This window comes from Halomonas korlensis (assembly GCF_900116705.1).
In the GTDB taxonomy this organism is placed as follows: Bacteria; Pseudomonadota; Gammaproteobacteria; order Pseudomonadales; family Halomonadaceae; genus Halomonas; species Halomonas korlensis.
Map to the genome: position 1 here is coordinate 431,039 of NZ_FPBP01000001.1, position 24,192 is coordinate 455,230.

A 24,192-nucleotide genomic window follows, 5' to 3' on the forward strand; every position below is an offset into this window, starting at 1 on the left:
ACTTGACGAAGGAAGAGTAAAACTCGATGGATGACATATTGCTGGCAGGCCGAACGAGGAAATATCGCTCTACATTGATATTCGCCGGGCTATCTCCCCGACTGTTAGCTTCCCGACTGCTTGCCGCCACCTTGTTCGTCGCTACTTTACTCGCGATGGCGTTCATGCCGGTAGACGCGAAGGCGCAGGCGCAGGGAAGCGACATCATGCGAGACCTGCCGCGGGGTCACTATCTATTGCCCGAGACGGGTAGCGTCATCGGTCAGGACGAGTCGGTCGTGATCGAGAAGGGCGATACCCTGGTCGACCTGGCCCGCCAGCATAACGTGGGTTACGAGGCGATTCGCATGGCCAACCCCGAGGTCAGCATCTGGGCTCCGCTTCCGGGAACCGAAGTCATGATTCCCAAGCGCCACATTCTGCCCGAGGCGCCACGCGAGGGTATCGTCGTCAACCTCTCGGAGCTGCGTCTCTACTATTATTCCGCCGATAATATCGTCGAAACCTATCCTATCAGCGTTGGACGCGACGGCTTCGGCACGCCAGTCGGTGAAACCCGCACGACGGTCAAGGTCAAGGATCCTCATTGGTCTCCGCCGCGCTCGATGCGCGAAGAAGCCGCGGCACGAGGTGAACCACCGCCTACCGTGGTGCCGCCGGGACCGGAGAATCCTCTGGGCAGGCATGCCATCCTGCTGGGCCTGCCGAGTTACCTGATTCACGGCACCAATCGACCCGAAGGCGTCGGCATGCGCGTCAGTCGCGGCTGTATCCGCATGTATCCCGAAGATATCAAATCGCTGTTCGAGCGCGTGCCGAGTGGTACGCCGGTAAATATCATCGATCAACCCTTCAAGGCCGGCTGGTCTCAGGATGGTGTCCTCTATGCCCAGTCGTTTCCTCAGCTGGAAGAGAACCAGGCGAGTTTCGAGCCGCTGATCAATGCCCTTGGAGTGGTTTCAACCGCCTTCGGCGAGGCCGAACCACCGGTGGACTATGCCAAGGTGAGACGCCTGGTCGAGGCGCCCGATGGTGCTATCGTCTCGCTGCTTCGCTCCGCTGAAGAGGATGCGCTGCCCCGCAAAGATCGCCCCGACACCCTGTATGACTTTCTCGAAGCGACTGTTCACCAAGGGGAGGATTTTGAGGGTGCCTGAAAAGGTTTACTTACATAACGCAGGCGGCATTTAACATGCCTATCTCACGAAAAAACCCCGCGCTGGCGGGGTTTTTTCTACTGCAGAACCGACATCATCTTTCGATGAATGCCGACACTCAAACAGAATTACTTCTGCATGGAGCGCTCGAACATACGGTTCATTTCGTCACGGTTCTGCTCGGACATCTGCAGAGCCGCCTGGGCGTCGCGCTGTGCCTGGTTGGCAGTGTTCTGTGCCTGGGTCGCGATGCTGCGCGCTTCTGCGGCATCCGCCTGGGCGGATTCAGCGGTCGTGCGAACTTCTTCCAGCGCGCCGGTAGAAGCACAACCAGCCAGAACGGCCAGTGAGGCAGCGGCAGCAGTCATCTTCAAAGTGGTCTTCAGAGTCATAGGGTTCTCCTTGAGTATTCCTTGGTCTTGCGTTGATTGCCTGACTAGCAGGCGTCCTGCACGTGCAGGCTAACATGCAGCATCTGAGCTGCGAAGCACAGACATCAAACGCTGTTTTATTATACTCGGCAACGCTTGTCCATAGCTTCAACATTCCCTACGTAGGCCAAGCCTAGCGGATCACTACCCGCGTGCCAATATCGATCAGCGAAGTCAGGCGTTCGACCTGGACATCGGTGACCGCGACACATCCATCGGTCCAATGGAAGCGCTCATGGATGTCGGGATCGCCGTTACCGACCCCATGGATCCCGATGTAACCTCCAAGCACGGTATCCTGTGGAGGATAGCCATGGCGGCGGTAGTAAACAAAATAATTGTCGTAGTCTTGCTGGTCGTAGACCCCCGACTCGAGGGCCATGCGCGCATGAGTGGGAGTGGGATAATCCAAGCCAATGAAAATGTGAAACTTGCTCTGGCGATTGAAGCGATTGACGCGAAACTCGCCCAGCGGGGTTGCCCGGTCACCACGTAGACGTTGTGGGCTGGCCCCGCCGCGACCCAGCGATATGGGGGAAAAATGCTCGAGACGATAGTTCCCACGGTAGACCGACAATGCCGCCTCTCTATCGTCGACCAGCACCCAGACTTCATCGTCGTGTCGTGGCACGATGGCCTGCAACAGAACACGATCGACCAGGTTGGCGTTGGCGGCCTTGCCCCCCAGCAGGCTAAGCGGAGCCGCCAGCGCCATGAGGGTAAAGTGACGTCGGGACAGAGATGGCATTACATGAGTCTCGAATGAAGGTTGCGACGAACATACCTCAATTACCGCCCCCTTGTCAGTGGCGTTTCACCGCCGCGGGACGACGCGAAGCATAGTGTCACTCACCTTCCAGATTGACCGGATGACGCAAAGCCCAGTCGGGCGGCGTTGCCGATCACACTGACGGAGCTCAAGAACATGGCCAGCACGGCGGCTTGGGGGGGTATCGGCATCCACACCGCCAGGGTCAGCGCGAGAGCATTATAGAGCATCGAGAGGGTGAGGTTTTGCGTCATCACACGCTGGGTGGCGCGAGCGGTATCGATCGCCACACGCACCCCACCGAGCCCGGGCCGGAGCAGCTGAATGGCGGCGGCGTCCCTTGCCTGTGTGCTGGCGCCGAGAGGTGTGATGCCAAGCGTCGCGGCCGCCAGCGCCGGGGCATCATTGATGCCATCTCCCACGTACAGGGACGGATGCGGGAGCGCTGACACCAATGCGAGCTTCTGTTCCGGTCGTCGCCCTCCGAAACAGGCATTCTCGTCGAGCCCCAGGTCTCGTCCGAGCCGGTGGACCAGAGGCGCTCGATCGCCGCTGATCAATGCCACGACGATCCCCTCTCGCTGCAACGAGGCCAGCAATGGAGCGGCCGAAGCATCTGGTGTATCGGTGAGCCATAGCGTTCCGAGCCAGCGGCGCCCCTGGGCCATATCGACCCGCGTGCAGGCCGACGTGTCATCGGCTTCGGACGGCACCGCGACCCCAAGTTCGGCCAACCACTCGGGGCTGCCGATACTCAGTCGCCTATGTTCCTTATCATCGGCGTCCGTCGGCACCAGCCAGGCATGACGCCCCCGACCTTGCCGCTCCTCGATCCGCCAGGGCGCTCCTTCCAGCGGCACGCCCTCCTCCATGGCTTGTCGTCGTATCGTCCGCCCTACCGGATGCTCGCTTCCCCACTCGAGACACGCAGCAAGCCCCAGCACTTCCCCTCTGCTCAGCTCAGGGGCCGTCTCGATCGCCGTGACCGCCAGTTCACCCAGTGTCAAGGTTCCCGTCTTGTCGAAGGCCACCGAGCGGACATTGCCGGCCATTTCCATGGCCGAGGGATCACGAAACACCACTCCTTGCTCCAATGCCCGGGCCGTACCGCCCAGACTGGCCAAGGGAACGGCCAGTCCCACCGCACAGGGACAGGCCACCACCAGGACCGAGAGCGCACGTACCATGGCCTCGTCAATCGCCACGCCGAAGGCGAACGAGGCGCCCAGGGTCACCAGCGACAACGTGAGGGCCAACGGCGATAGCCAGGCGGCAAAACGCTCGGCCAAGGCACGGCGTCGGTTTTTGGTGGCCTGAGCACGCTGCATCTCGCGATATAGCCTGTCCATGCGGCATTCACCCGCCCGAGCGGTTACCACCATGCTCAACGCCTCGCCCCGATTGCGCGAACCAGCCACGACCTGGTCGCCACACGTTACCCATTGGCTGCGGCTCTCTCCGGTGAGTGGCGAGAGGTCAAGCTTTGCGGCGACATCGAGCAGCTCACCATCCAGCGGCACCATGTCCCCGGGCGCTACGCGAATGTGCTCACCAGGTTCCACCTCGGCGGGCGCCACCCAGGCGTCGCCCGCCTCGCGCAGCACCTGTATGCGCTCGGCAGCAGGAACCAATCCGCGAAGCGCCCGCAACCCCCGATAGCGCGCCAGGGTCTCGATCCAGCGCCCGGCCAGCAGCAACAGGATAAGCATCACGGCCGTATCGAAATAGACTTCGGCTTCCCCACGCCATAACAGCCAGGCCGAGACGCCCAGCGCAGCGAACACACCCAACGACACCAGTGCATCCATACCCGGCCAGCCGGCGCGCGTTGTGCGCCAGGCGGCCAGGTAAAAGGGCCGCCCGGCATATACAACGACCGGCAGGGCAAACGCGCCGGACACCCAGGCGAGAATACGCTCCAGACGTGGCTCGGGCATCGCACCTACGTAGATCAACAATGAGGCCAGCATGGTCCACATGCCGAACACCGCTGCCACGATCAGCCGGCTGGCCAGGCGATGGCTCTCGCCGTCCAGTCTCGCCTCGGCATCCGGCGCCCGCTCAAGCAGGCAGAGCCGATAGCCAAGCCTGGACACCGGCCCGGACAAGACATCACGGCGAATCGCCCCGGACTCACCCTCGACCAGTAGCGTGGCACTGGCATAATCGACCCCGACACGGCTGATGCCCGGCAGGCCGCTCAGCCGATGCTCGATTGCCAGCGCACAGCCGCCACACCACATTCCCTCGAGCGAAAAGAGGGCTTCGGTGACAGGTGACGCATCAACCAGATCGGCCGGCAACGTAGTGGGTGACGTCATCGGGCCAATGCCACCGTCACAGGCACGGCGGCAGCATTAATAGCGGCAACCCCACGAACGCCACACTGACGGTTGAGAAAAGATACAACCCTCCCGCCAGTGCGCTCATATAACGCAACCTTCCTCGCTTGCGCCGGGCCGCCGCCATGCAACGCTGGGTCATCCACGCGAGGAAACCCAGCGTCACGAGGGTCAGGCCCCCCAGCACGAGGTTGATGCCCGTCAAGGCCCCTTGCTCGGGCGCGGGCGGCGCCAACGCACAAACGACTGACAACCCGCCATAGGCCGTCACGAACCACAGGCTCCAGATCGTCAGGCCCAGCACCAGTTGCATGGGATGCTCGGTTTCCAACCAGAGAACGCGGCGCATCATGCCCCACCTCCGATTACACGTGGCAGCACACCGAGCGACACCGCCAGGATGGCGTAAATGCCCAGTTGGTAGCGCCAGAACAGCGCCACGACCCCAGGCTCCATGGGAAGACGGACACCCACATAGCCCAGCGCCGCGCGGCGCCCTTGCAGCGCCATGAGAAGAGTGGCCAGCAGGCCATGCACCAGCAGGTAGGCCAGCGACACCACCAGCACGGCGTCGTGGGCATTGTCGGTCGGGGCGAGATCCGCTTGCCACAACAGCGCTACCAGCAACAGGACATGCAGCCCACCGAGCGCGGCGATCAGATAGAACGCCAGCGCCAGGCGCGTCTCATCGCCGGCGTACAACCGGCGCAGCCGACGCTCCAGCCACAGCATCCCCAGAGCAAAGGCGATCCCGGCGCCGATCAGCAGCATCGGGTCGAGCGGGGATTGCTCGGGAAGTTGCCATTGGGGTGAGACGCTCCAGAGATAGAACCAGCCGAACAGCAGCGAATGAAAGAAGGCCCCATCGGCAATCAGTGACACACCCATGGTGAAGCGAGCGGGACCGCCACGGGTCCGCGAATGCAATGGCGGCGAGGTCGGTTCATCGTCGCCCAGTGGCGCTGCGATCGGATGGCCGCCATTCTCCCAGGCCCAACGCAACAACATCGCCACCGCCACCAGAAAGGCGCCCAACGCCAAGGGGTAGAGGCGCACCAGCAGGCTGATGCAGACCACCGCCAGCACCAGGGCGGCGAACAGAGGCCACCAGCTATTGGAGGGTATATGAATTCTCTCGCGCACGCGTCCGGTAAGCACCTCACCGCCCAATATCTCACGGCGACCGTGGCTCGCATCGGCCAACGCGTGCTCGCCTCTCGCCATTTCGTCACCCAACGCCGGGTTATCCCACAGCGGGTGGCGGCTCTTGATCGTCGGCAAACTGGCAAAATTATACGGTGCTGGCGGCATCGACAGCCCCCACTCCAGCGTATCCGCTCCCCAGGGGTTGGGCGGCGCCGGACGCCCGAAGCGCCAGTGCAACGCTAGATCGAGAAGCACCATGGCAATACCCGCGGATAACATGAAACCGCCGACGGACGAGATCAGATTATAAATGTCCCAACCCATGGCGCTGTCGTAGGTATAGACGCGCCGGGGCATGCCCAGCAGGCCCGTCCAGTGCATGATCAGAAAGGTCAGGTTGAAACCCAGGAAGGTCAGCCAGAAGCCAAGCCGCCCCAGGCGCTCCGAGGGCATACGACCGGAGACCAGCGGTAACCAGTAGACGAACCCCGCCATCAGCGGGAAGAACATTCCTCCCACCAGCACATAATGCATGTGCGCCACCACGAAGTGGGTGTCGTGGACCTGCCAGTCGAACGGCACCAGCGCCAGCATGACCCCGGTGAGCCCCCCGCATACGAAAATGACCAGAAACCCCAGTATCCACAGCATCGGCAGGGACATGCGCGGCCGCCCCAGCCACAGGGTCGCCAACCAGACGAACACCTGAATGGCGGTCGGCACCGCGACCAGCATGCTGGCAGCCGAAAAGAAAGCCTGGGCCAGATGCGGAATCCCCACGGTGAACATGTGGTGAACCCAAAGCCCGAAGCTGATGAAGCCGGTGATGATGACTGCCGCCACCGCCCAGCCGTAGCCGACGATGGGGCGACGCGCGAAGACCGGCAAGAGGGTCGAAACGATCCCTGCTGCCGGCAGGAAGATGATGTAGACCTCTGGATGGCCGAAGAGCCAGAACAGATGCTGCCAGAGTATCGGGTCGCCCCCCTGCTCGACGATGAAGAACGGCATGCCCGCGGCGCGCTCCAGCTCCAGCAGCACGCTGCCGAAAATCAGCGGCGGGAACCCGACCACGATCATCAATGCCATGACGAGGATGTACCAGGCGAACAGCGGCATGCGGTGCAATGCCATGCCGTCAGCGCGCGTGCGCAGAATCGATACCGTGAGTTCAACCCCAGCCGACAGCGCCGAGATCTCGACGAAGGTGATGCCGAGCAACCAGAAATCCGAGCCTTTCCCCGGCGAATACTCGCCGCTGCTCAGCGGGGTATACATGAACCAGCCACTGTCGGGCGCCATTTCCAGCGCCATGCTCGACAACAGGATGATGCCGCCGAACAGGTAGCACCAGTAACCGAAAGCGGTGAGTCGTGGACACAGCAGGTCGCGAGTGCCGAGCATCTTCGGGATCAGGTAGATCGCCAGTCCCTCGAGAACGGGAATGGCGAACAGGAACATCATCACCGTGCCATGCATGGTGGTGATCTGGTGATAGATATCCGGGGTCATGAAAGCCTGGCTCGGCAACGCCAGCTGGGCGCGGATCAGCATCGCCAGCACGCCACCGATCAGGAAGAAGGCCAACCCGGTGGCCATGAAGCGCAGGCCCAGCGTGCTGTGATTGACCACGGTCAGCGCTCGCCAGCCACGCGGGTTGCGCCAGACGACCTCGAGTTCGCGATGCAGCTGTGCGGACTCGCTTCGTTCGTGTTTACCGGGTGCCTGGGTGTCGCTCATGGGTTCAGCGTCTCCAGCCAGTTACCGAGGTCTTCAAGGGTCTCGGCATCGAGTTGATCATGGACGGGCATCAGGTTGCCGGGCTTCAAACGCTGATGGACGGCCAGCCAACGGGCGATTGCGCCATCTTCCATGGCCATCACACCGGCCCCCAGGGTGGGGCGACTGCCGACATCCGACAGATCGGGACCGACAGTTGCCTGTGACACCCCTGCAACCCGGTGGCATTGTGCACAGTGCTGAGCGAACGCCTCGCGGGCGACTTGATGCTGCTCGTCATCGCCCACGTTGGCCGGCGCCTGGCGTGCGCTCAGCCAGGTGTCGAAATCCGCGGGCGGCATCGCCTCCACGTAGAGCTTCATATGGGCATGCTGGGTACCGCAGAATTCGGCACATTGTCCACCGAAGACACCTGGCTGGTCGGCCTGAAGGCGGATGCGATTGACGCGGCCGGGTAGCATGTCGATCTTTCCGCCAAGCCGCGGTATCCAGAAGGCGTGAATGACATCACCCGCCGAGACGTGAAAATCCACCGGCTCGCCAACCGGCATGACCAGTTGATTGGCGGTGACCACCTCACCGTCACCGGTATCCGGATAGCGCACCTCCCACCACCATTGATGTCCAATGACTTCTATCACCCGTGGATCCTCACCGCCCGGCAAGGGCAGGGTCAGCATGCGTTGCCCGACGGGCACGCCGAAGACAAGCAGGACCAGGATCGTCACGCCTGGCAGCAACAGACCACCGCCGATGATCCAGCGTCGCGAGAGACGGCGCACCTCCCCTTCACTGCGCTCACGGTGTTCATGGCGTCGAAAGGCAGCCAGCCACAGTGCGACCACCACTCCAAACACCAGCGTGAAGAAGGTCAGCATCCCCCACCATACAAAGGCAATATCGCGGGCGGCGGGTCCGGAAGGGTCCAGCATCGAGTAGTCGCCGCTGCAACCGGCAAGCCCCAGCGTCGTCGCTGCCAGTGCTGGAAGGGCGTGCTTGACCCGCCTGCGCCCGAGGCGTTGAATGCGAGCAGGACTCTCATTGCGATCAAGGAGGATGGCATGCCCATCGTGACGCAACGCACTATCAGAAGTCGCGCCGCCATTGCCGGGCACCCGCTGCATCCAGTAATGATCCATTTCCCCGTAGCGGCGTTGCTGGCGCTGGTCGCCAGTGATCTGGGGTATCTCTATACCCAGGACCCTTTCTGGGCCAGGGCATCGTTGTGGCTGGCGGGGGTCGGGGCCCTGGGTGGCTGGACGGCAAGCGTGGCGGGCGTCATCGACCTGGTCAGCGTGAGGCGCATCCGCCGATTGGTCACTGCCTGGAGCCACGCCATCGTCGCGGTCCTGCTGCTGTCGCTGGCATCGCTGAACTGGCTGTGGCGCCTGAATGGCGAGACCTTGCTGCCCTGGGGGCTGGCACTCAGCCTGACCACGGCGGCATTGATTACCCTGGCCGGCTTGCTGGGCGGCCAGCTCGTCTATGATCATGCCGTCGGTGTCGAAGTGGAAGAATGATCCTTGGCAATCCGACATCCATGCTCTCCCTGTCTGACGTCCGTTACAGCTCAGGCTTGGCCAGTACCAGACCCACCACGACCAGCATACTTACACCGGCAATCATGCTGGTGACGAGTGCCACGGGTCTCACACCCTTTTGATGACCTTTTTCCAGACGCACGAGCAACAGGGCACAGGTGCCATGCGCCGCTATCATGACAGCCACCGCCAGAAGCTTGAGCACCAGCCAGCCACTGGCGATGTTATTGAGCAGGAACAACAAGGTTCCCGAGATGATGGCAACCAGTGCCGCAGGGGTGGCAACGCTGTTGTAGAGGAAACGCGGCATGAATGGCGCGTCAATCGCATAGGCGGGGGCATCAGGCGTGGCACGCGCCGACTGAGCGATCATCGCCGGCAGGTAGAGCAGCGTGCCGCACCAGCAGACCAGTGCCACAATATGAAGAATCTTGATCCAGGGCATGTGCTTCCTTGCGCTAGACGCCCAACGGCACGATCGCAGACGGGCCCCTATTCACCCTAGACGAACCTCACTCAGCCCACCAGTTCCCGACGTCCTGTTATAGGCATAATTCAGTAATGGCCCTGGCTTCTCAGGTAATCGTCGTACCCACCTGTAAAATCGATGATCCCCTCACGGCTCATGTCCAGGATACGCGTGGCGAGCGATGAGACGAATTCTCGGTCGTGGCTGACGAAAATCAGCGTACCGGGGTAGTGTTCGAGTGCCAGGTTGAGCGCTTCGATGGACTCCATGTCCATGTGGTTGGTGGGCTCGTCCATCAGCAATACATTGGGGCGTGTCAGTGCCAGCTTGCCAAACAGCATCCGACCCTGCTCGCCGCCGGAGATCACCTTGACCGACTTGCCGATATCGTCGCCCGAGAACAGCATGCGGCCCAGGGCGCCGCGAATCACCTGCTCGCCACCGGTGGTCCATTGCGCCATCCATTCATAAAGTGTCGCCTGGTTGGCAAAGTTATCGCTATGCTCCTGGCCAAAGACGCCGATTTCAGCGCTATCGGTCCAGCGGACGCCCCCAGCCAAGGGGGCCAGTTCGCCGGCCAGCGTCTTGAGCAGCGTGGTCTTGCCGATGCCGTTGGGCCCGATGATGGCGATACGTTCGCCAGCCTCGACGGTCATGCTCAACCCCTCGAACAACGGTGCTTCACCCGTATAGCCCTGACTCAAGGTCTCGACATTAACCGCGTTGCGGTGAATCTTCTTGCTCTGCTCAAAGCGAATGAAGGGGCTGACCCGACTCGATGGCTTGATGTCCTCAAGCTTGATCTTGTCGATCTGACGCGCGCGTGAGGTGGCCTGCTTGGCCTTGGAGGCGTTGGCCGAGAAGCGACTGACGAAGGCCTGAAGCTCGGAGATCTGGGCCTTCTTCTTGGCGTTATCGGCATGTTGGCGTTCACGCACGGCCGTGGCGGCGATCATGTAATCGTCGTAGTTGCCGGGGAACAGCGTGATCTCGCCGTAGTCCAGGTCCGCCATGTGCGTGCAGACACTATTGAGAAAATGGCGGTCGTGGGAAATGATGATCATCGTGCCGCTGCGTGCCGTTAATACGTTCTCCAGCCAGCGGATGGTATTGATGTCGAGGTGGTTGGTCGGCTCGTCCAGCAGCAGCACGTCGGGGTCGGAAAACAGGGCTTGAGCCAGCAGAACTCGCAGCTTCCAGCCTGGCGCGATTTCGCTCATGGGTCCCGTATGCTGCTCGATCGGAATGCCCAGGCCAAGCAATAGTTCGGCGGCACGCGACTCGGCCGTATAGCCATCCAGTTCGGCGAAACGAACCTCGAGGTCAGCGACCGCCATGCCGTCGGCCTCGCTCATCTCGGCAAGCGAATAGATGCGCTCGCGTTCGGCCGTCACTCGCCACAGCGCATGGTTGCCCATGATCACGGTATCGATAACCCGTTCGGCCTCGAAAGCAAATTGATCTTGTCGCAGCTTGCCGAGCCGGGCGCCCGACTCAACCATCACCTGGCCGCCCGACGGCTCCAGATCGCCACCGAGAATCTTCATGAAGGTGGATTTTCCGCAACCGTTGGCACCGATCAATCCGTAGCGGTGACCGCTGCCAAACTTGATGGAAACGTTTTCGAACAGGGGCGTGGCCCCGAATTGCATGGTGATGTTGGCAGTGGAGATCACGTAGAGGGGTCCAGTCAGATCGCAAAAGTCCGCGATTGTACCGGTTATGGGCGCTTCTCACATCGCCTTGCCCCACCTGCCCAAGGCGATCGCCCCACTGCGCAAGAAGCGGCTGAGCGATGCCTTGGCGTGGTGGGCTGGCAATGGGCTGGGTCAGTCTTGACATTCTACGGTGATTAGTCTTGTCGTTCCACGGTAAAGAGACTCTGCAGCTTGTCCGTCTTGCCATAGAGATGAACGGTCGTCTCATCGAAGGGGAAGCGATCGAGATACTGACTGTGGCTATTGAATCGCGGCTTATGGGCATTGATCATGGCCGCGGCCAAGCGCTCTCGATTGGCATGGCCCGCCAACCCCACCGAATACCACAGCTCCTCGTCGGGCTTCAAGAAGGCCCGCCAAGTCTCCCTGTCGGGATGATGCTCGATCCCATAGCGCGCACTGCGGTGCTCACCCACATACAGCAGCTGCTGAACGATCATCTCTTCGCTCTCAGGGTCCCTGGCCGCTCGAAAGACACAATAGATGCCGGACTCATCTGGCGCGTCACGTAAATGCGCATCGGTCCAGTAGCCCAGCATCTTCGGCGACAAAAGCCCGCTCGAGGCAGGACTCAGCATGAAGTGTTCCGGCATAAGGATCTCTCCTGGGTGACGTGTCTTCCTATTCTGGCAAAAACACCCACAGTCTTCGAGGACCAACATATCGAACGCTTGGTGTAAAGCAATAAGGAGGCCCCATATCGCCTAAAGCAGCAACGAGGTATCAATCGGCACAAATTGACTCGCCGCACGGATCAGTGAATCGGCGCTGAGCGATTCCACGCCCACCACGTCGACCGCGACGCCATGACGTTCGCGCATTCTCTCCACCAGGATGTCGAAGTCGCCATCGCCGGAAACCAGCACCACACGATCGACTCGTGACGCGGCTTCGATGGCGTCAAGCGCGATCCCCACGTCCCAATCGCCCTTGGCAGAGCCATCGCTGCGCTGGATGAAGGGCTTGAGCTTCACGTCGAAACCGATGCCTCGCAGGATATTCTGAAACTGACGTTGCTTGGGATCCCCGCGTTCCACTGCGTAGGCATTGGCCACGACTACGTCTCGCCCGGCCGCGAAGCGCAACCAGAAGGCGTTGTAGTCAAAATGGCGGCCGAAGGCCTGGCGCGTAGTGTAATAGACGTTCTGGACATCGACGAAGAGGGCGACACGCTCCACAGCGCTTTCCGCCGGCACGGTTACCACTCTTCGCTGGTCTCGCGAAGCGCGGCAAGCTCCGCCTTGGCCTCACGCAGACACCAGGCCAGCTCATCGCCCAATGCCGCGCCGCTGCCGGTGGCGATCAAGCCCTGTGCCGCCCCACTGGAGCGCCGGGCCACCCCGTCGCTGCCATGCAGGGCCTCGAGGCGAACCACCAGCCAGGCCAACCAGCTGTCGGGCCGCGAGGCCAGCTCGCGAAGACGCTGCAGTTCGGCGATCCCGGCACCTTCGTCGCCTAACAGCTCACGCCAGTCGTGACGTTCGAGCCGGGCATGCTCGGTGACCTCCCGCAGCAGCGACTCCAGCGCCAGTTCAGTCAGTGCCAGCGCGCCCTCCTCGGTCGCCATGCGACGCGGTTCGGCGTGCTCGTCCGTGCCCGGGCGCATCTGAAGCAACAATTCGGCCTGGTAGAGCAACTGATTGGTACGCGATCGCGGCGTCACTTGCGCTTGTCCTCCACCTGCCATTTGCCGTTATTGAAGGTCGCCTTCCAGCCGGTGGCCTTGCCGTCTTCATCGGTCATCACGAATTGCTCCTTGGCCTTTCGTGAGAAGCGGATCTGGGCCGGACGTCCGTCGGGATCTTCGCTGGGCGCTTCGAGCAGGTAGCGATACTTCTCGGGCAGTTCGTCGCCATGGGACTTGAGTTCGCGCACCAGCGGCGGGCGCGTCTCGCGATTCTTGGGGAATTTGCTCGCCGCCAGGAAAAGGCCACTGGCGCCATCGCGTAGCACATAGTGGTCTTCCACTTTCTGGCAGGCCAGTTCCGGCATGGGAATCGGGTCCATCTTGGGTGGGGCCACCTCACCGCTTCTCAGCAGCTTGCGGGTATTCTTGCACTCATCGTTGGTGCAGCCGAAATACTTGCCGAAACGGCCCGACTTGAGCTGCATCTCGCTGCCACACTTGTCACATTCGATGGTCGGCCCGTCGTAGCCCTTGATGCGAAACTTGCCTTGCTCGACCGCATGGCCATCACAATCGGGGCTGTTGCCACAGATGTGCAGCTTGCGGGTTTCGTCGATCAGGTAACTGTCCATGGCCGTGCCGCATTTTGGACAACGCTGCTTGGCGCGCAGCGCATTGGTCTCCGCTTCCTCTCCCGCGTCCTCGGCCACGGCTTCGTCGCCGGGGATCAGATCAATCGTAGTCTTGCAGCGCTCCTTGGGCGGGAGGTTGTACCCCGAACAGCCCAGAAATACCCCGGTGGAGGCGGTACGGATCTGCATCTTGCGGCCACAGCTGGGGCAGTCAATATCGGTGGGCACCGGCTGGTTCGGCCGCATGCCCTCTTCGCTTTCGGCCTTCTCGAGCTCGAGGCGAAACTCAGCGTAGAACGCATCCAGCAATGCCTGCCAGTTGCGCTCGCCCTGGGCGACCTCGTCGAGACTGTCCTCCATGCGCGCCGTGAAGGAGAAGTCCATCAGATCGGGAAAGGACTCCTTGAGCCGTTCGGTCACGATGGCGCCAAGCTTCTCGGCGTAGAAGCGTCGGTTGACCAGCTTCACGTAGCCGCGATCCTGAATCGTCGAGATGATCGAGGCGTAGGTGGAGGGCCGGCCGATACCGCGCTTCTCGAGCTCCTTGACCAGACTTGCCTCGGTGTAGCGGGCCGGCGGCTTGGTGAAGTGCTGCAGCGGCTCGAGACGCTCAAGCGACATGGGAGTGCCTTCGGCGAGGTCCGGCAGCGACTGGTCTTCTTCCTTGCGCCCCATGGGCTTCATCACCCGGGTGTAACCATCGAACTTGAGCACACGGCCCTTGGCCCTGAGTTCATAGCCCGCTACCTGCACGGTCAGCGTGCTGGACAGGTATTCTGCGGGAGTCATCTGACAGGCCACGAACTGACGCCAGATCAGTTCATACAAGCGCTCGGCGTCGCGCTCCATACCGGCAAGCTCTGTCGACTGGCGCGCCACGTCGGAGGGACGAATCGCTTCGTGCGCCTCTTGGGCACCTTCCTTGCTGGAATAGCGATTAGGCTCCTTGGGAAGATAGCGGGTACCAAATTCGTTGCCGATGTAGTCACGAACACCCTCCACCGCATCCTTGGAAAGGTTGGTCGAATCGGTACGCATATAGGTGATGTAGCCCGCCTCGTAGAGGCGCTGCGCCAGGGTCATGGTCTTCTTGACCGAGAAACCCAGCCTGCCGCTGGCCGCCTGTTGCAAGGTCGAAGTAATGAAGGGTGCATTCGGTTTGGAACTGGTCGGCTTGTCCTCCCGCGAGGTAATGGCCAGCTTCGCCGTCCTCAGCGCGGCAATACGCTCAAGCGTTTCGGCCTCCGACGTGGGACGAAATGGCTTGCCGTCCTGACGAACCAGCTCGAAGCGTACCGGCTCGCCATCATTCGACACGAGCTCGGCGTGGACATCCCAGAACTCCTCAGGAACGAAGGCGTGTATCTCGCGCTCACGCTCGGCGATCAAGCGCATCGCCACGGACTGGACCCGGCCGGCAGAAAGGCCTCGGGCCACCTTGGCCCAGAGCAGGGGCGAGAGCATGAAGCCCACGACACGGTCGAGGAAGCGACGCGCCTGCTGGGCCTCTACCCGCGGAATATTGAGACTACCGGGATCCTGGAAGGCTTCCTGAATGGCGTTCTTGGTGATCTCGTTGAACACCACACGGCGATAACGGCTGTCGTCTCCGCCAATGGTTTCACGCAGGTGCCAGGCAATGGCCTCGCCCTCGCGATCAAGGTCGGTGGCGAGATAGACCGTATCGGCCTTCTCGGCAAGCTTCTTGAGCTCGGCGACCACCTTTTCCTTGCCGGGCAGAATCTCGTAATGGGCCTCCCAACCGTGATCCGGGTCGATCCCCATGCGGCGGATGAGCTGGTCGTGGGCCTTGCGTTTCTTGTAGACCGCCTTCTCGTCCGGTGACATCTGGCGCGTCAACGCCGCCTGCTTCGCCCGTTCCTTGGGGTCGGAGGCCGACTTGCCAGAGCCGCTGGTCGGTAGGTCGCGAATATGACCCACACTCGACTTCACGACGAACTCGTTGCCGAGATATTTATTGATCGTCTTCGCCTTGGCCGGCGATTCGACGATGACCAGTGACTTGCCCATAGTGCTCCACTATATGGTGTTCCCCTCCGATTCCCGAAGGGAGAAAAATTCGCTTACCCTACCCCAGCGCTGCCCGCCATGCCAGTCACATACATGGCCTCTCGGGCTGAGCAACCTTTCAGACCGTAGACCGGGAATACCCATGACGGCAAGCCGCCATATTCGCGAATCATATAAAAAACGCCCCTGCCGGCAAGCCGGCAGGGGCGAGGAAGGACCGTGATCCAGAAGCCTCAGCCTTTGTCGTCCTGCCTGGACGTCTTACGCTGACGTTTCGCGGCGGGCTTGCGAGACGGGGTCTTCTCGGCCGCGTGGCTGGTCGATGCTGGAGACTCGGCCGATGCCTTACGAGTCTCGATCGATGCCTTACTAGCCTCGGTCGTTGTCTCACTAGTCGCCTTGCTAGCTTCATTTGGTTCCTTGACAGCCTTGGTCGCTGCTTCAGGCTGTGAGGTCGGTGTCTTTTCCTCGGCCTGAGTGTCAGGCGCTACTGCCACTGTCGATGCCTGAGGCTTGACAGAGGCTTCCGGTTTTGCTTCCTGATGGGCGTTCGTGACTTGAGGCTTGACCGTCGTTTCCGCTTTGGCAGCCGGTGGCTTCCCAGCGGGTACCGACTGGCGGGAAGTGTCGGTTTCTTCTTCCTGCGGCGCCTGCTTTATCGCCTTGCGGAACAATGCCTTGACACGCTCGAAGCGCTGGGCAGCATGCTCGGAAAGATCGCCGCTGGCCGCCAGCACATGCTCTATATGCGCCAAGTGGTCATCGATCTGGCTAGCCGTCTGGCCTTCGAGCAACGTCGGCAATGCTTCCAGCGCCGCCTCGCGGTCCAGGCGCAGAATGAAGAACTGATCACGCATCAGCGTCTTGAAGTCCGCCAGCTGAATGTTCGGCTCCAGCTCGGCCCGCGAAGCACGCAACCGATTGAAGTTGCGCTCATCGGTAGCGGGCGCCCCGCCGAGTACATGGATCACCGAACGCATCACGGCTTCGTGGCTGCTGCCCTTGGCAATCTTCTCGCGAAATTCAGCTTGGCGTCGTTCGATGAAACGACGATGTTCCGGCTCGGCGCCCGGACGACGGCGATGCACATGGGCATCGCCCTTCAGCCCTACCAGGGCTTGCAGAAGCGGTTGGCCGTAGATGTTCATGAACATCCGCTCGGTGCTGCTGTCACGCAGGTCTCGCCAGGTATCCAGGCTTCTGGTGATCTGATCTGACATGATGCCTTCCACTGAGCGAAAGACGTTCTCGTCACCCACCAGATGACGGTCAGCGTCTACCTGTTCGGCCAAGACCGGAATCAGGGCCATCAAAGGATTTCGGTCGGAAAGTAGGCGATACCCCAGGCGGTTGGGATGCATGCGACGCATCCACTTGGCCGTTTCAGGGGTGGCGGTCGCCTGAATCCAAGGCTGAACGAAACTCCGATAGAGACCGAGATTGATCTCGGAGATCCGCGCCACGGTAGCGAAACGAGTATCATCCTCGATACTCGGCTTCACATCCTCGTTGAGTTCATCGATGGTGCGAGGCTCGAACTCCAGCAGATAATCGCGCTCAATCAGGTCGGCATCGTCACGCTCCGCCGCCGAGGAAATCGTGGTCTCGTAAAGGCCGGGCGGCAACACATCAATATAGTCCATGTTGGCGGTGAACTCGGTGTGCTCCTTGCGAGAGACGCTGCCCGAGACAAAGATGCCCAAGTGGCCGGTACTGTCGTGAACGCAATAGACGATCGTCTGCTCATTGGCAATGATGTCCTCGACCCCTTCATAGAGGTCGCCAACCCAGCCAAGCGCCTGAGGCGGCGGCGTGATGTCATCACCGCGCGAACAGAAAACGACTACCGGCGAGCGCAGGTTGCGCAGATCGATCCGGCGCCCGTCCGCGGTTACCAACTGGGCGGTAGAAAGCCGATTGCCGATAAAGAGATTATCGACAATGTACTGGATTTCCTGACCGCCCAGCACCACATGGCCACCCCACCAGCGCTCGAACTCCAGATAGCGTTCAGCTTCGGTATCGACCCTGGAATAGAGCTGGTACTGCTTGTTCCACCAGGTGTTGGCGGGGTTGAGTTTCTCGAAGTTCTGCACCAGCCAGGCGCCATCGAACAAGCCAGCGCCCATGTCGCTGAGCATGGTCGTCATCCAGCTGCCCCCGGTCATGCCACCGGTATAACGCATCGGCGCCTTGCCGCGTTCCCCGGCCCAGTAGGAGAGCGGTGCTCCGGCAATCAGAATCGGGCCGAAGACATCCGGCTCGAGGGCGGCCGCCATCATTACCTGCCAGCCCGCCTGGCAATTCGCTACCACCATGGGCTTTTCGGAGGTGTCTGGATGACGCTCCATGACGTGACGCACGAAGGCCACCTCAGCCTCGACGACATCCTCGACGGTCTGGCCAGGCACCGGGTAGGGCAAAAAGCCGATGAAGTAACAGGGATGGCCGGCGCGCAGCGCCACGCCAATCTCGCTATCTGACTTGAAACCGCCGATTCCCGGGCCATGCCCGGCACGCGGATCGACTACCACATAGGGGCGTGCCTGCGGGTCGGTCTCGACGCCGTCCGGAGGCAGGATACGCAGCAGTTCATAGTTGACCGGCCGTGGCAGCGTCCGGCCGTCCATCAATACTTCGGACTCAAAGCCGAGCACGTTGGGCTTTGTCTTCTCGATATGTTCGAGATACTGATTGCCTCGAATACGCATGACATCCATGTAGAGCACGCTGCGCTCCAGCGCATCGCGCCAGTAGTCGCCGGCGGCGCGTCCAAAGCCGAACGGGTCCATATAAGGCAGCAGAGCTGCCGGGGGAGTCGGCATCAGGGGAATCATTATCTGCTCCAGGCGTAAGGTGGCAGCCAGTTGGCCACCACGGTGAATCGTTTATGCTGCAATGCAATATAACGTACTTCATCCTTTACCGCGAGCCTGTCCAGTCCCGCCGCGATTGTGATAAATTATAAAGCAATGACATCGTTAGCGTCTGTCATGTCTTGCGTCTCGTTGAATGCGCTGCTGTACCGCCCCATGGCGACCTTCAGCTTGCCGACAGGAAAGACAGCCGCCGAATGAAGAGGCTCACCTTGCTATGAGCGACAATATCCCGAGACACGTGCCGAGCGGTGAAAAATTCCGTAACGAGCATGGTATGAGTGTCATCAAGGATGGCATGAAGCAGCGCAAACAGGCCGAGGACAGCCATGCGCTGGGCCGAAAGCCTCAGTGGTTGCGCGCCCAGATTCCTGGTGGGGAACGCTTCGAAGCGGTCAAGAAGAACGTTGCCAAGCACCGGCTCAGCACCGTGTGTGCCGAATCCCACTGCCCTAACATGGGTGAGTGCTGGAGCAATGGCACCGCTACCATCATGCTGATGGGGTCGGTGTGTACCCGCGCCTGCCGGTTCTGTGCCGTCGATACGGGTAACCCGCGTGGCTGGCTAGACCTCGAGGAGCCCGAGAATACCGCCAAATCGGTCGAGCTCATGGGGCTGCGCTACGTCGTGCTGACCTCGGTAGACCGCGACGATCTACCCGACGGCGGCGCCACCCACTATGCCGATTGCATTCGTGCCATCAAGTCGCGCACCCCCGAAGTGGTGGTAGAAGCACTCACGCCAGACTTCGATGCCATACCTGAAGCAATTGAACGCGTTGTCGATTCCGGGCTGGAAGTCTTTGCTCAGAACGTAGAAACCGTGGAGAGACTGACCCGTCGAGTGCGTGACCCGCGAGCCGGCTATCGCAAGACACTCGACGTGCTGGCCCATGCCAAACGGCATCGGCCCGACGTGATCACCAAGACCAGCCTGATGCTCGGGCTTGGGGAAACCGAGGAGGAGCTCCTGGCAACCTTCGACGACCTGCGCGCCATCGGGGTGGATATCGTGACACTGGGCCAGTACCTCAGGCCTACACGCAACCACCTGCCCGTCGAGCGCTGGGTCACGCCGCACGAATTCGATCGCTATCGGACGCTGGGTCTGGAAAAGGGCTTCATGGAAGTGCCTTCCGGCCCTCTCGTACGCTCCAGTTACCGCGCCGACAGGGTCTTCGAGAACAACAATCTTGGACTCGCCTCGCCGGCCGACGTGCCCGGCCAAGCGCCCGACCCGGACCGGATTCCGGTCAGCCACGTCAGCTGAGGCCTGCAATGTTCTCTATCGGCTGGCAACGACGCGCGTAGCTGGGCGAGGCGAGGTTCTATTCGGGACAAAGGGACTATTCGGGAACGTATCTCAAGCACCTTCCCAGCTGATCGGCCAGACACTCGGCCAGGCGTTCAGCGATCACGGACACATCGGGGCAGTGCGGGATGTGATCTGCCAACCGCGTCATGGCAAGCCCAGCATAACCGCAGGGGTTGATACGCGTGAAGGGTGCCAGATCCCCATTCACGTTGAGTGCTACCCCATGAAAGCTGGCGCCGCGGCGGATGCGCAGCCCTAGCGAGGCGATCTTGCACTCGCCGACATACACGCCGGGAGCATCCGGGCGCGCCTGGGCGGTAACGCCGTACTCGGCTAACACCGCTATCACCGCCTGCTCGAGCGCGGTCACCAGATCCCGCACGCCCAGACGAGCCCGTCGGACATCCAGTAGCGGATACAGCACGACCTGTCCCGGACCATGATAGGTCACCTGCCCGCCACGATCCGTCTGAACCACCGGAATATCACCCGGAAACAGGATGTGTTCCGGCTTGCCGGCCTGTCCCTGGGTAAAGACAGGTTCATGCTCTACTAACCAGAACTGGTCTTCGGTGGCCGGATCACGCGTATCGGTCAGCTGGCGCATCGCCTCCCATACCGGCTGATAAGGTCGACACCCGAGCGAATAGACGGCAATGGGCATCTGCATCTCGTCGGCCGCCTTCATCAGACCACCATGTGCACGCGGCCGGTAGCCTTGAGCTCCGCGAACAGCGCCTTGATCTGCGTTTCGCCGGTAGCCCGCAGAGTCAGGCGTACCGATTGAAAACGTCCGTTGCGGCTCGCTACCACTTCAAGACCCCCGGCATCGAACGTCGCGTCGTGGCGCGTCACAATCTGACACACGGTAGCGGCGAAATCCTCCGCGGCGTCTCCGACCACCTTGATCGGATAGTCGCAGGGAAATGTGATGACGGGCGACTTGCTGGCAGACTGTGTAGTAACCGGCTGGCGCAGGTCACGCAGCGATTTTTCCTTCATCCTTCCCCCATTGAAATAGCGCTAGCGACTGCCTATACCCCATGAGCTTCCACCGGGATCTTCCGACAGGGACACTCCTGGCTCAGGCTCGCGGCATTCGCTGGTGTGGTGGGTGTCAATTAAACCAGTCGCCGACCAGGTTCGAGAACAGGTTGGTAAAAAAACGCTGCACCTGATCGAAAAGACGCTTGAATATCCCCCCTTCCTCGATACCTTCCAGAGCGACCAGTGATCGCTCGCCGACGGCCTCGTCGCCGAGACGAACCTCCAGGGTTCCTACCTGGTCACCAGTGCTGATAGGTGCCATCAGGTCAGGCCATATATCGAGACGCGCGGTGAGCTCGGTATTCCGAGAACGCGGGACCGTCATATGAATGTCCTGCCCGACACCGACGCGCAGCTCATTCTTGTCGCCGCCCCAGACGCGCGGAGTGTTGAGTACTGCGCCTCGCTCGTAAAGCTCCAGCGTCTCGAAATATCGAAAACCGTAGCTAAGCAGTTTCTGTGTTTCCTGTGCTCGCGCTTCCTCGGAATCCGTGCCCATTACTACCGAGATCAGACGCATGTCGTCACGCTTGGCGGACGCCACCAGGCCGTAGCCCGCCTCGGTGGTCCAGCCGGTCTTCAGGCCGTCCACGCTTGGGTCACGCCACAACAGGCGATTGCGATTGGGCTGGTTGATATCGTTGAAGGAAAACTCCTTCTCGGCGTAGATCGCGTAGTGCTCGGGATAATCATTGATGATGTGCTGGGCCAGCAGGGCCATGTCACGCGCCGAGGAATAATGGTTGTCACCCGGCAGGCCAGTGGCGTTGACGAAATTGGTGTTCTCCATCCCCAGCCGGGTGGCGTGCTGATTCATCATGTCGGCGAAGGGCGCATCGCCTCCTGCCAGGTATTCCGCCATGGCGACGCTGGCATCGTTGCCCGAGGCGATAATGATGCCGTTAAGCAGTTGTTCCACCGAGACCTCGGTGCCAACCTCGATAAACATCTTGGAGCCACCGGTACGCCACGCTTTCTCGCTGATATCTACCATATCGTCCAAGGCGATATTGCCCCGGTCGAGTTCACGCTCGACGAGATAAGCCGTCATCAGCTTGGTCAGGCTGGCCGGAGGCAAGCGCTCGTCGGCGTTATGATCCACCAGTATTCGTCCACTGTTGGCATCCATCAATATCCACGAGCTGGCCGCAAGCTGGGGCGGCGAAGGAATCATCGTAGGTATCGGCTGAGCCAGGGCCGGCAAGGCGGCCAACAACAAACACAGGCATAGCGAGGCCGGATGCCGAATGGCGGATAAAACAGCAACAAACACTTTCATGGGGCAAATCTCGTCGAAATATCAGGGGGGTTGCAGGAAGACGTAATCAATCTTCGCCGTGAACGATAAAGGCTTGGGCAAAGCCCGCGCGGCGCAGTTGATCGCGCACCGGATCTGCCTGCTCCACATGGTTCAATGGGCCGACCTGGACCCGGTGCGTTCCGGTCGCGCTGGCGACCCGTACCGGTCGGGAAAGCTCACTTTCAAGCCGCGTCTTCAGTGTCCTGGCACTCTCCGCGGAGCCCAGAGCGGCCACTTGAAGAAAGACGCTACCCGCGGCGGCGCGCTCACTATTATCGCTACCGCTGGCGATCGAGGGTACGGCAGACACCACCGGTGTTGTCGCGGGTATCGATGATGCCCCTTGCGTGTCTGGCTGCCCTTGCCGCTGGGCGGGATTGCCCTTGTCGGCTAGCCATTGATCCACATTGATCGCCTCGACCCTGACACGCCCGGTGCCGCGGTCAAGAATGCCCAGACGGGCGGCAGCAGCGTAGGAAAGGTCGATTTCACGCTCACTATGGAAGGGGCCACGATCGTTGACGCGAACGATTACCGAACGGCCATTGTCCTGGCTGGTCACGCGGGCAAAGCTCGGCAAGGGCAGCGAACGATGGGCGGCACTCATCGTGTACATGTCGTAAATTTCGCCGTTAGAGGTGGCATAGCCGTGAAATTTCTCGCCATACCAGGAGGCTTTACCCTCTCGCACATAGCCACTGGCATCGGCGAGCACTTCATAGGATTTCCCCCAGACCTCATACGGAGAACGGTTGCCGCCCCGGGACAACGGCTCGCGCCTTGGCTCGGCATTTGGCACCTCGCTGACATCCGGCGGGTCCTCGGGATAGGCATCGCCGCTTAGTGCATAGCGCTCGCCGCTCGAGGAGGCCGTGCTATCGGCGTCCCCCTTGCCATCCGTGGCAGGTCGCGAACCGCCGCCAGCCGAGCACCCGACCAGCAGCATCAGAAATCCCACCACCAGCCCTTGGCGGATCATAGGCTCGTTTCCTTATTTTCAACGGCGGTATTGGGAATAAGTGGCACCACCTGAAGCGCCAGAGAGTCGCGAATCGATTCTGCCAACTCGGTCACTGCCATCGCGTAAAGGTGGCTATGGTTATAGCGAGTGATGACGTAGAAGTTGTCATGACCGAAACGGTAGCGCCAGTTCGTCTCGTCGATTTCCAGCGCCAGGGGTATGACCTCCTGCGCCGCGTCGATCCCCACTTCTGGGCGAATGCCCTTCTCGGCCAACTCCGCAACCTCGCGGTAGGGCTTGGCCGTTCGGTTGAACTCGATGTCATGAGGGGGCGCCGCTGGTCCCTTGGCCTCTTGATAGACAGGCTCGTCGGCCTGCCAACCATGCTGCGCGAAATAGTTGCCGACACTGCCGATGGCATCTACCGGATTGGTCCATAGGTCGCGTATCCCGTCAGCGTCGAAATCGACGGCATAGGCGCGATAGCTGGTAGGAATGAACTGCGGATAGCCCATTGCACCGGCATAGGAGCCTTTCAAGCTGCCAGGATCAACGTTCTGCTCGTAAGTAATATCGAGAAACGCCGCCAATTCGCCGCGAAAAAAGCCTCCGCGCTGCGGATGGTGAAAGGCCAGGGTGGCCAGGGAATCCAGCACCCGATGGTCACCGGTGAAGCGGCCGTAGCTGGTCTCGACCCCGATGATCGCAGCGATGACCTCGGGCGGTACACCGAACTCTGCCTCGGCACGCTCAAACGCCTGACGATGCGCCTCGATGAAGCCAACGCCACTTTGAATTCGCTCGGGGGTCAGGAAGATGGCCCGGTACTCATCCCAGCGCAGTCGTCTCTCCACCGCACCCTCCATCGCCTCCAGCACACCTTGCTGATATTCGGCCCCGCGCAGGGCATCCTCAAGCCAGCGGCGTGGGATATCCTTGTCAGACAGTTCATCGACAAGCAATCTGGCCCCGGAATGCTCGCTCGGGTCAAAGTCTGCCATTGCAGGCGTGGTGAACGAGAAAAATACCAGACTGCTGGTGGCGATAATGACTTGTTTCCACCTTTGTGAACGGCTCACCGTCATGCTTT

The 24,192-nt window shown here is 61.1% G+C and carries 21 protein-coding genes; 3 read left to right on the forward strand and 18 right to left on the reverse strand.

Translation table 11 applies throughout. The annotated features are described in order from the left end of the window. Positions 1-206 precede the first annotated feature (206 nt). Entirely contained in the window at positions 207-1,157 is a 951-nt protein-coding gene (locus tag BM341_RS01945; protein WP_425431965.1) for a L,D-transpeptidase family protein, read from the forward strand. 128 nt (positions 1,158-1,285) lie between these two features. Here BM341_RS01945 and BM341_RS01950 read toward each other — a convergent pair whose 3' ends face one another. The 6 genes from BM341_RS01950 to coxB all read right to left on the reverse strand — a co-directional run bounded on the left by BM341_RS01950 (position 1,286) and on the right by coxB (position 8,517). Further along, positions 1,286-1,549 carry an Lpp/OprI family alanine-zipper lipoprotein gene (locus tag BM341_RS01950; protein WP_089792370.1) on the reverse strand — a complete coding sequence of 88 codons (264 nt, stop codon included), beginning with the start codon at positions 1,547-1,549 and terminating at the stop codon, positions 1,286-1,288. Positions 1,550-1,721: 172 nt separating this feature from the next. After that, positions 1,722-2,336, reverse strand: a complete 615-nt coding sequence (locus BM341_RS01955) for a L,D-transpeptidase family protein (protein WP_089792372.1) — start codon at positions 2,334-2,336, stop codon at positions 1,722-1,724. A gap of 101 nt (positions 2,337-2,437) precedes the next feature. Next, on the reverse strand, positions 2,438-4,678 hold the full coding sequence (locus BM341_RS01960) for a heavy metal translocating P-type ATPase (protein WP_245784117.1): 2,241 nt from the start codon (positions 4,676-4,678) through the stop codon (positions 2,438-2,440). A 16-nt stretch (positions 4,679-4,694) separates the two neighbouring features. Further along, complete coding sequence (locus tag BM341_RS01965; protein WP_089792376.1) at positions 4,695-5,051, reverse strand: hypothetical protein; 357 nt, start codon at positions 5,049-5,051, stop codon at positions 4,695-4,697. Further along, positions 5,048-7,585, reverse strand: a complete 2,538-nt coding sequence (gene ctaD / locus BM341_RS01970; RefSeq protein ID WP_089792378.1) for a cytochrome c oxidase subunit I — start codon at positions 7,583-7,585, stop codon at positions 5,048-5,050. The genes BM341_RS01965 and ctaD overlap by 4 nt, the downstream gene beginning before the upstream one ends. Beyond that, complete coding sequence (coxB, locus tag BM341_RS01975) at positions 7,582-8,517, reverse strand: cytochrome c oxidase subunit II (RefSeq protein WP_342713849.1); 936 nt, start codon at positions 8,515-8,517, stop codon at positions 7,582-7,584. Before coxB ends, ctaD begins: the two co-directional genes overlap by 4 nt. Before the next feature lie 129 nt (positions 8,518-8,646). On the opposite strand from coxB, the gene BM341_RS01980 reads away from it, so the two are divergent. Beyond that, positions 8,647-9,105 carry a DUF2231 domain-containing protein gene (locus tag BM341_RS01980; protein ID WP_089792695.1) on the forward strand — a complete coding sequence of 153 codons (459 nt, stop codon included), beginning with the start codon at positions 8,647-8,649 and terminating at the stop codon, positions 9,103-9,105. A 43-nt stretch (positions 9,106-9,148) separates the two neighbouring features. Here the strand turns inward: BM341_RS01980 and BM341_RS01985 are convergent, their stop codons facing one another. The 7 genes from BM341_RS01985 to BM341_RS02015 form a co-directional block, all read right to left on the reverse strand. After that, complete coding sequence (locus BM341_RS01985) at positions 9,149-9,571, reverse strand: CopD family protein (protein ID WP_089792380.1); 423 nt, start codon at positions 9,569-9,571, stop codon at positions 9,149-9,151. Between the two features lie 110 nt (positions 9,572-9,681). Continuing rightward, positions 9,682-11,271 (reverse strand): ABC-F family ATPase, encoded by a 1,590-nt coding sequence (locus tag BM341_RS01990; protein ID WP_089792381.1) that lies wholly within the window; start codon positions 11,269-11,271, stop codon positions 9,682-9,684. Positions 11,272-11,447: 176 nt separating this feature from the next. Then, positions 11,448-11,906 carry a hypothetical protein gene (locus tag BM341_RS01995; protein ID WP_089792383.1) on the reverse strand — a complete coding sequence of 153 codons (459 nt, stop codon included), beginning with the start codon at positions 11,904-11,906 and terminating at the stop codon, positions 11,448-11,450. 111 nt (positions 11,907-12,017) lie between these two features. Further along, positions 12,018-12,491 (reverse strand): LabA-like NYN domain-containing protein, encoded by a 474-nt coding sequence (locus BM341_RS02000; protein ID WP_089792697.1) that lies wholly within the window; start codon positions 12,489-12,491, stop codon positions 12,018-12,020. A gap of 20 nt (positions 12,492-12,511) precedes the next feature. Beyond that, positions 12,512-12,976: a DUF6586 family protein gene (locus BM341_RS02005; RefSeq protein WP_089792385.1), complete on the reverse strand. Its 465-nt coding sequence runs from the start codon at positions 12,974-12,976 to the stop codon at positions 12,512-12,514. After that, positions 12,973-15,603: a type I DNA topoisomerase gene (gene topA / locus BM341_RS02010; protein ID WP_089792387.1), complete on the reverse strand. Its 2,631-nt coding sequence runs from the start codon at positions 15,601-15,603 to the stop codon at positions 12,973-12,975. The genes BM341_RS02005 and topA overlap by 4 nt, the downstream gene beginning before the upstream one ends. A 233-nt stretch (positions 15,604-15,836) precedes the next feature. Continuing rightward, positions 15,837-18,440 (reverse strand): DUF3141 domain-containing protein, encoded by a 2,604-nt coding sequence (locus BM341_RS02015; RefSeq protein ID WP_089792389.1) that lies wholly within the window; start codon positions 18,438-18,440, stop codon positions 15,837-15,839. 256 nt (positions 18,441-18,696) lie between these two features. Between BM341_RS02015 and lipA the strand changes: the two genes are divergently transcribed. After that, entirely contained in the window at positions 18,697-19,749 is a 1,053-nt protein-coding gene (gene lipA, locus BM341_RS02020) for a lipoyl synthase (RefSeq protein WP_089792391.1), read from the forward strand. A 76-nt stretch (positions 19,750-19,825) separates the two neighbouring features. Here the strand turns inward: lipA and lipB are convergent, their stop codons facing one another. The 5 genes from lipB to mltB form a co-directional block, all read right to left on the reverse strand. After that, positions 19,826-20,482: a lipoyl(octanoyl) transferase LipB gene (gene lipB / locus BM341_RS02025; protein WP_245784118.1), complete on the reverse strand. Its 657-nt coding sequence runs from the start codon at positions 20,480-20,482 to the stop codon at positions 19,826-19,828. Next, the gene (locus BM341_RS02030) at positions 20,482-20,796 is read right to left on the reverse strand and encodes an HP0495 family protein (protein WP_089792392.1); all 315 of its coding nucleotides are present in this window, start codon (positions 20,794-20,796) and stop codon (positions 20,482-20,484) included. The genes lipB and BM341_RS02030 overlap by 1 nt, the downstream gene beginning before the upstream one ends. Positions 20,797-20,911: 115 nt before the next feature. After that, a complete protein-coding gene (locus BM341_RS02035; RefSeq protein ID WP_089792394.1) occupies positions 20,912-22,120 on the reverse strand; it encodes a D-alanyl-D-alanine carboxypeptidase family protein in 1,209 nt (402 codons plus the stop codon). A 46-nt stretch (positions 22,121-22,166) separates the two neighbouring features. Next, the gene (locus BM341_RS02040; protein ID WP_089792397.1) at positions 22,167-23,120 is read right to left on the reverse strand and encodes a septal ring lytic transglycosylase RlpA family protein; all 954 of its coding nucleotides are present in this window, start codon (positions 23,118-23,120) and stop codon (positions 22,167-22,169) included. Then, positions 23,117-24,187, reverse strand: a complete 1,071-nt coding sequence (mltB, locus tag BM341_RS02045) for a lytic murein transglycosylase B (RefSeq protein ID WP_089792399.1) — start codon at positions 24,185-24,187, stop codon at positions 23,117-23,119. The genes BM341_RS02040 and mltB overlap by 4 nt, the downstream gene beginning before the upstream one ends. Positions 24,188-24,192 lie beyond the last annotated feature (5 nt).

Excerpts from the sequence above, each read along its gene's own strand:
- BM341_RS01995 (WP_089792383.1), bottom strand. The coding sequence starts at position 11,906 with ATGCCGGAACACTTCATGCTGAGTCCTGCCTCGAGCGGGCTTTTGTCG.
- BM341_RS01950 (WP_089792370.1), bottom strand. The coding sequence starts at position 1,549 with ATGACTCTGAAGACCACTTTGAAGATGACTGCTGCCGCTGCCTCACTG.
- BM341_RS01955 (WP_089792372.1), bottom strand. The coding sequence starts at position 2,336 with ATGCCATCTCTGTCCCGACGTCACTTTACCCTCATGGCGCTGGCGGCT.
- BM341_RS02030 (WP_089792392.1), bottom strand. The coding sequence starts at position 20,796 with ATGAAGGAAAAATCGCTGCGTGACCTGCGCCAGCCGGTTACTACACAG.
- BM341_RS02035 (WP_089792394.1), bottom strand. The coding sequence starts at position 22,120 with ATGAAAGTGTTTGTTGCTGTTTTATCCGCCATTCGGCATCCGGCCTCG.
- lipB (WP_245784118.1), bottom strand. The coding sequence starts at position 20,482 with ATGAAGGCGGCCGACGAGATGCAGATGCCCATTGCCGTCTATTCGCTC.
- lipA (WP_089792391.1), top strand. The coding sequence starts at position 18,697 with ATGAGCGACAATATCCCGAGACACGTGCCGAGCGGTGAAAAATTCCGT.
- BM341_RS01960 (WP_245784117.1), bottom strand. The coding sequence starts at position 4,678 with ATGACGTCACCCACTACGTTGCCGGCCGATCTGGTTGATGCGTCACCT.
- BM341_RS01985 (WP_089792380.1), bottom strand. The coding sequence starts at position 9,571 with ATGCCCTGGATCAAGATTCTTCATATTGTGGCACTGGTCTGCTGGTGC.
- BM341_RS01945 (WP_425431965.1), top strand. The coding sequence starts at position 207 with ATGCGAGACCTGCCGCGGGGTCACTATCTATTGCCCGAGACGGGTAGC.
- BM341_RS02015 (WP_089792389.1), bottom strand. The coding sequence starts at position 18,440 with ATGATTCCCCTGATGCCGACTCCCCCGGCAGCTCTGCTGCCTTATATG.
- ctaD (WP_089792378.1), bottom strand. The coding sequence starts at position 7,585 with ATGAGCGACACCCAGGCACCCGGTAAACACGAACGAAGCGAGTCCGCA.
- BM341_RS01980 (WP_089792695.1), top strand. The coding sequence starts at position 8,647 with ATGCCCATCGTGACGCAACGCACTATCAGAAGTCGCGCCGCCATTGCC.
- topA (WP_089792387.1), bottom strand. The coding sequence starts at position 15,603 with ATGGGCAAGTCACTGGTCATCGTCGAATCGCCGGCCAAGGCGAAGACG.
- BM341_RS01965 (WP_089792376.1), bottom strand. The coding sequence starts at position 5,051 with ATGATGCGCCGCGTTCTCTGGTTGGAAACCGAGCATCCCATGCAACTG.
- BM341_RS02040 (WP_089792397.1), bottom strand. The coding sequence starts at position 23,120 with ATGATCCGCCAAGGGCTGGTGGTGGGATTTCTGATGCTGCTGGTCGGG.
- mltB (WP_089792399.1), bottom strand. The coding sequence starts at position 24,187 with ATGACGGTGAGCCGTTCACAAAGGTGGAAACAAGTCATTATCGCCACC.
- coxB (WP_342713849.1), bottom strand. The coding sequence starts at position 8,517 with ATGCTGGACCCTTCCGGACCCGCCGCCCGCGATATTGCCTTTGTATGG.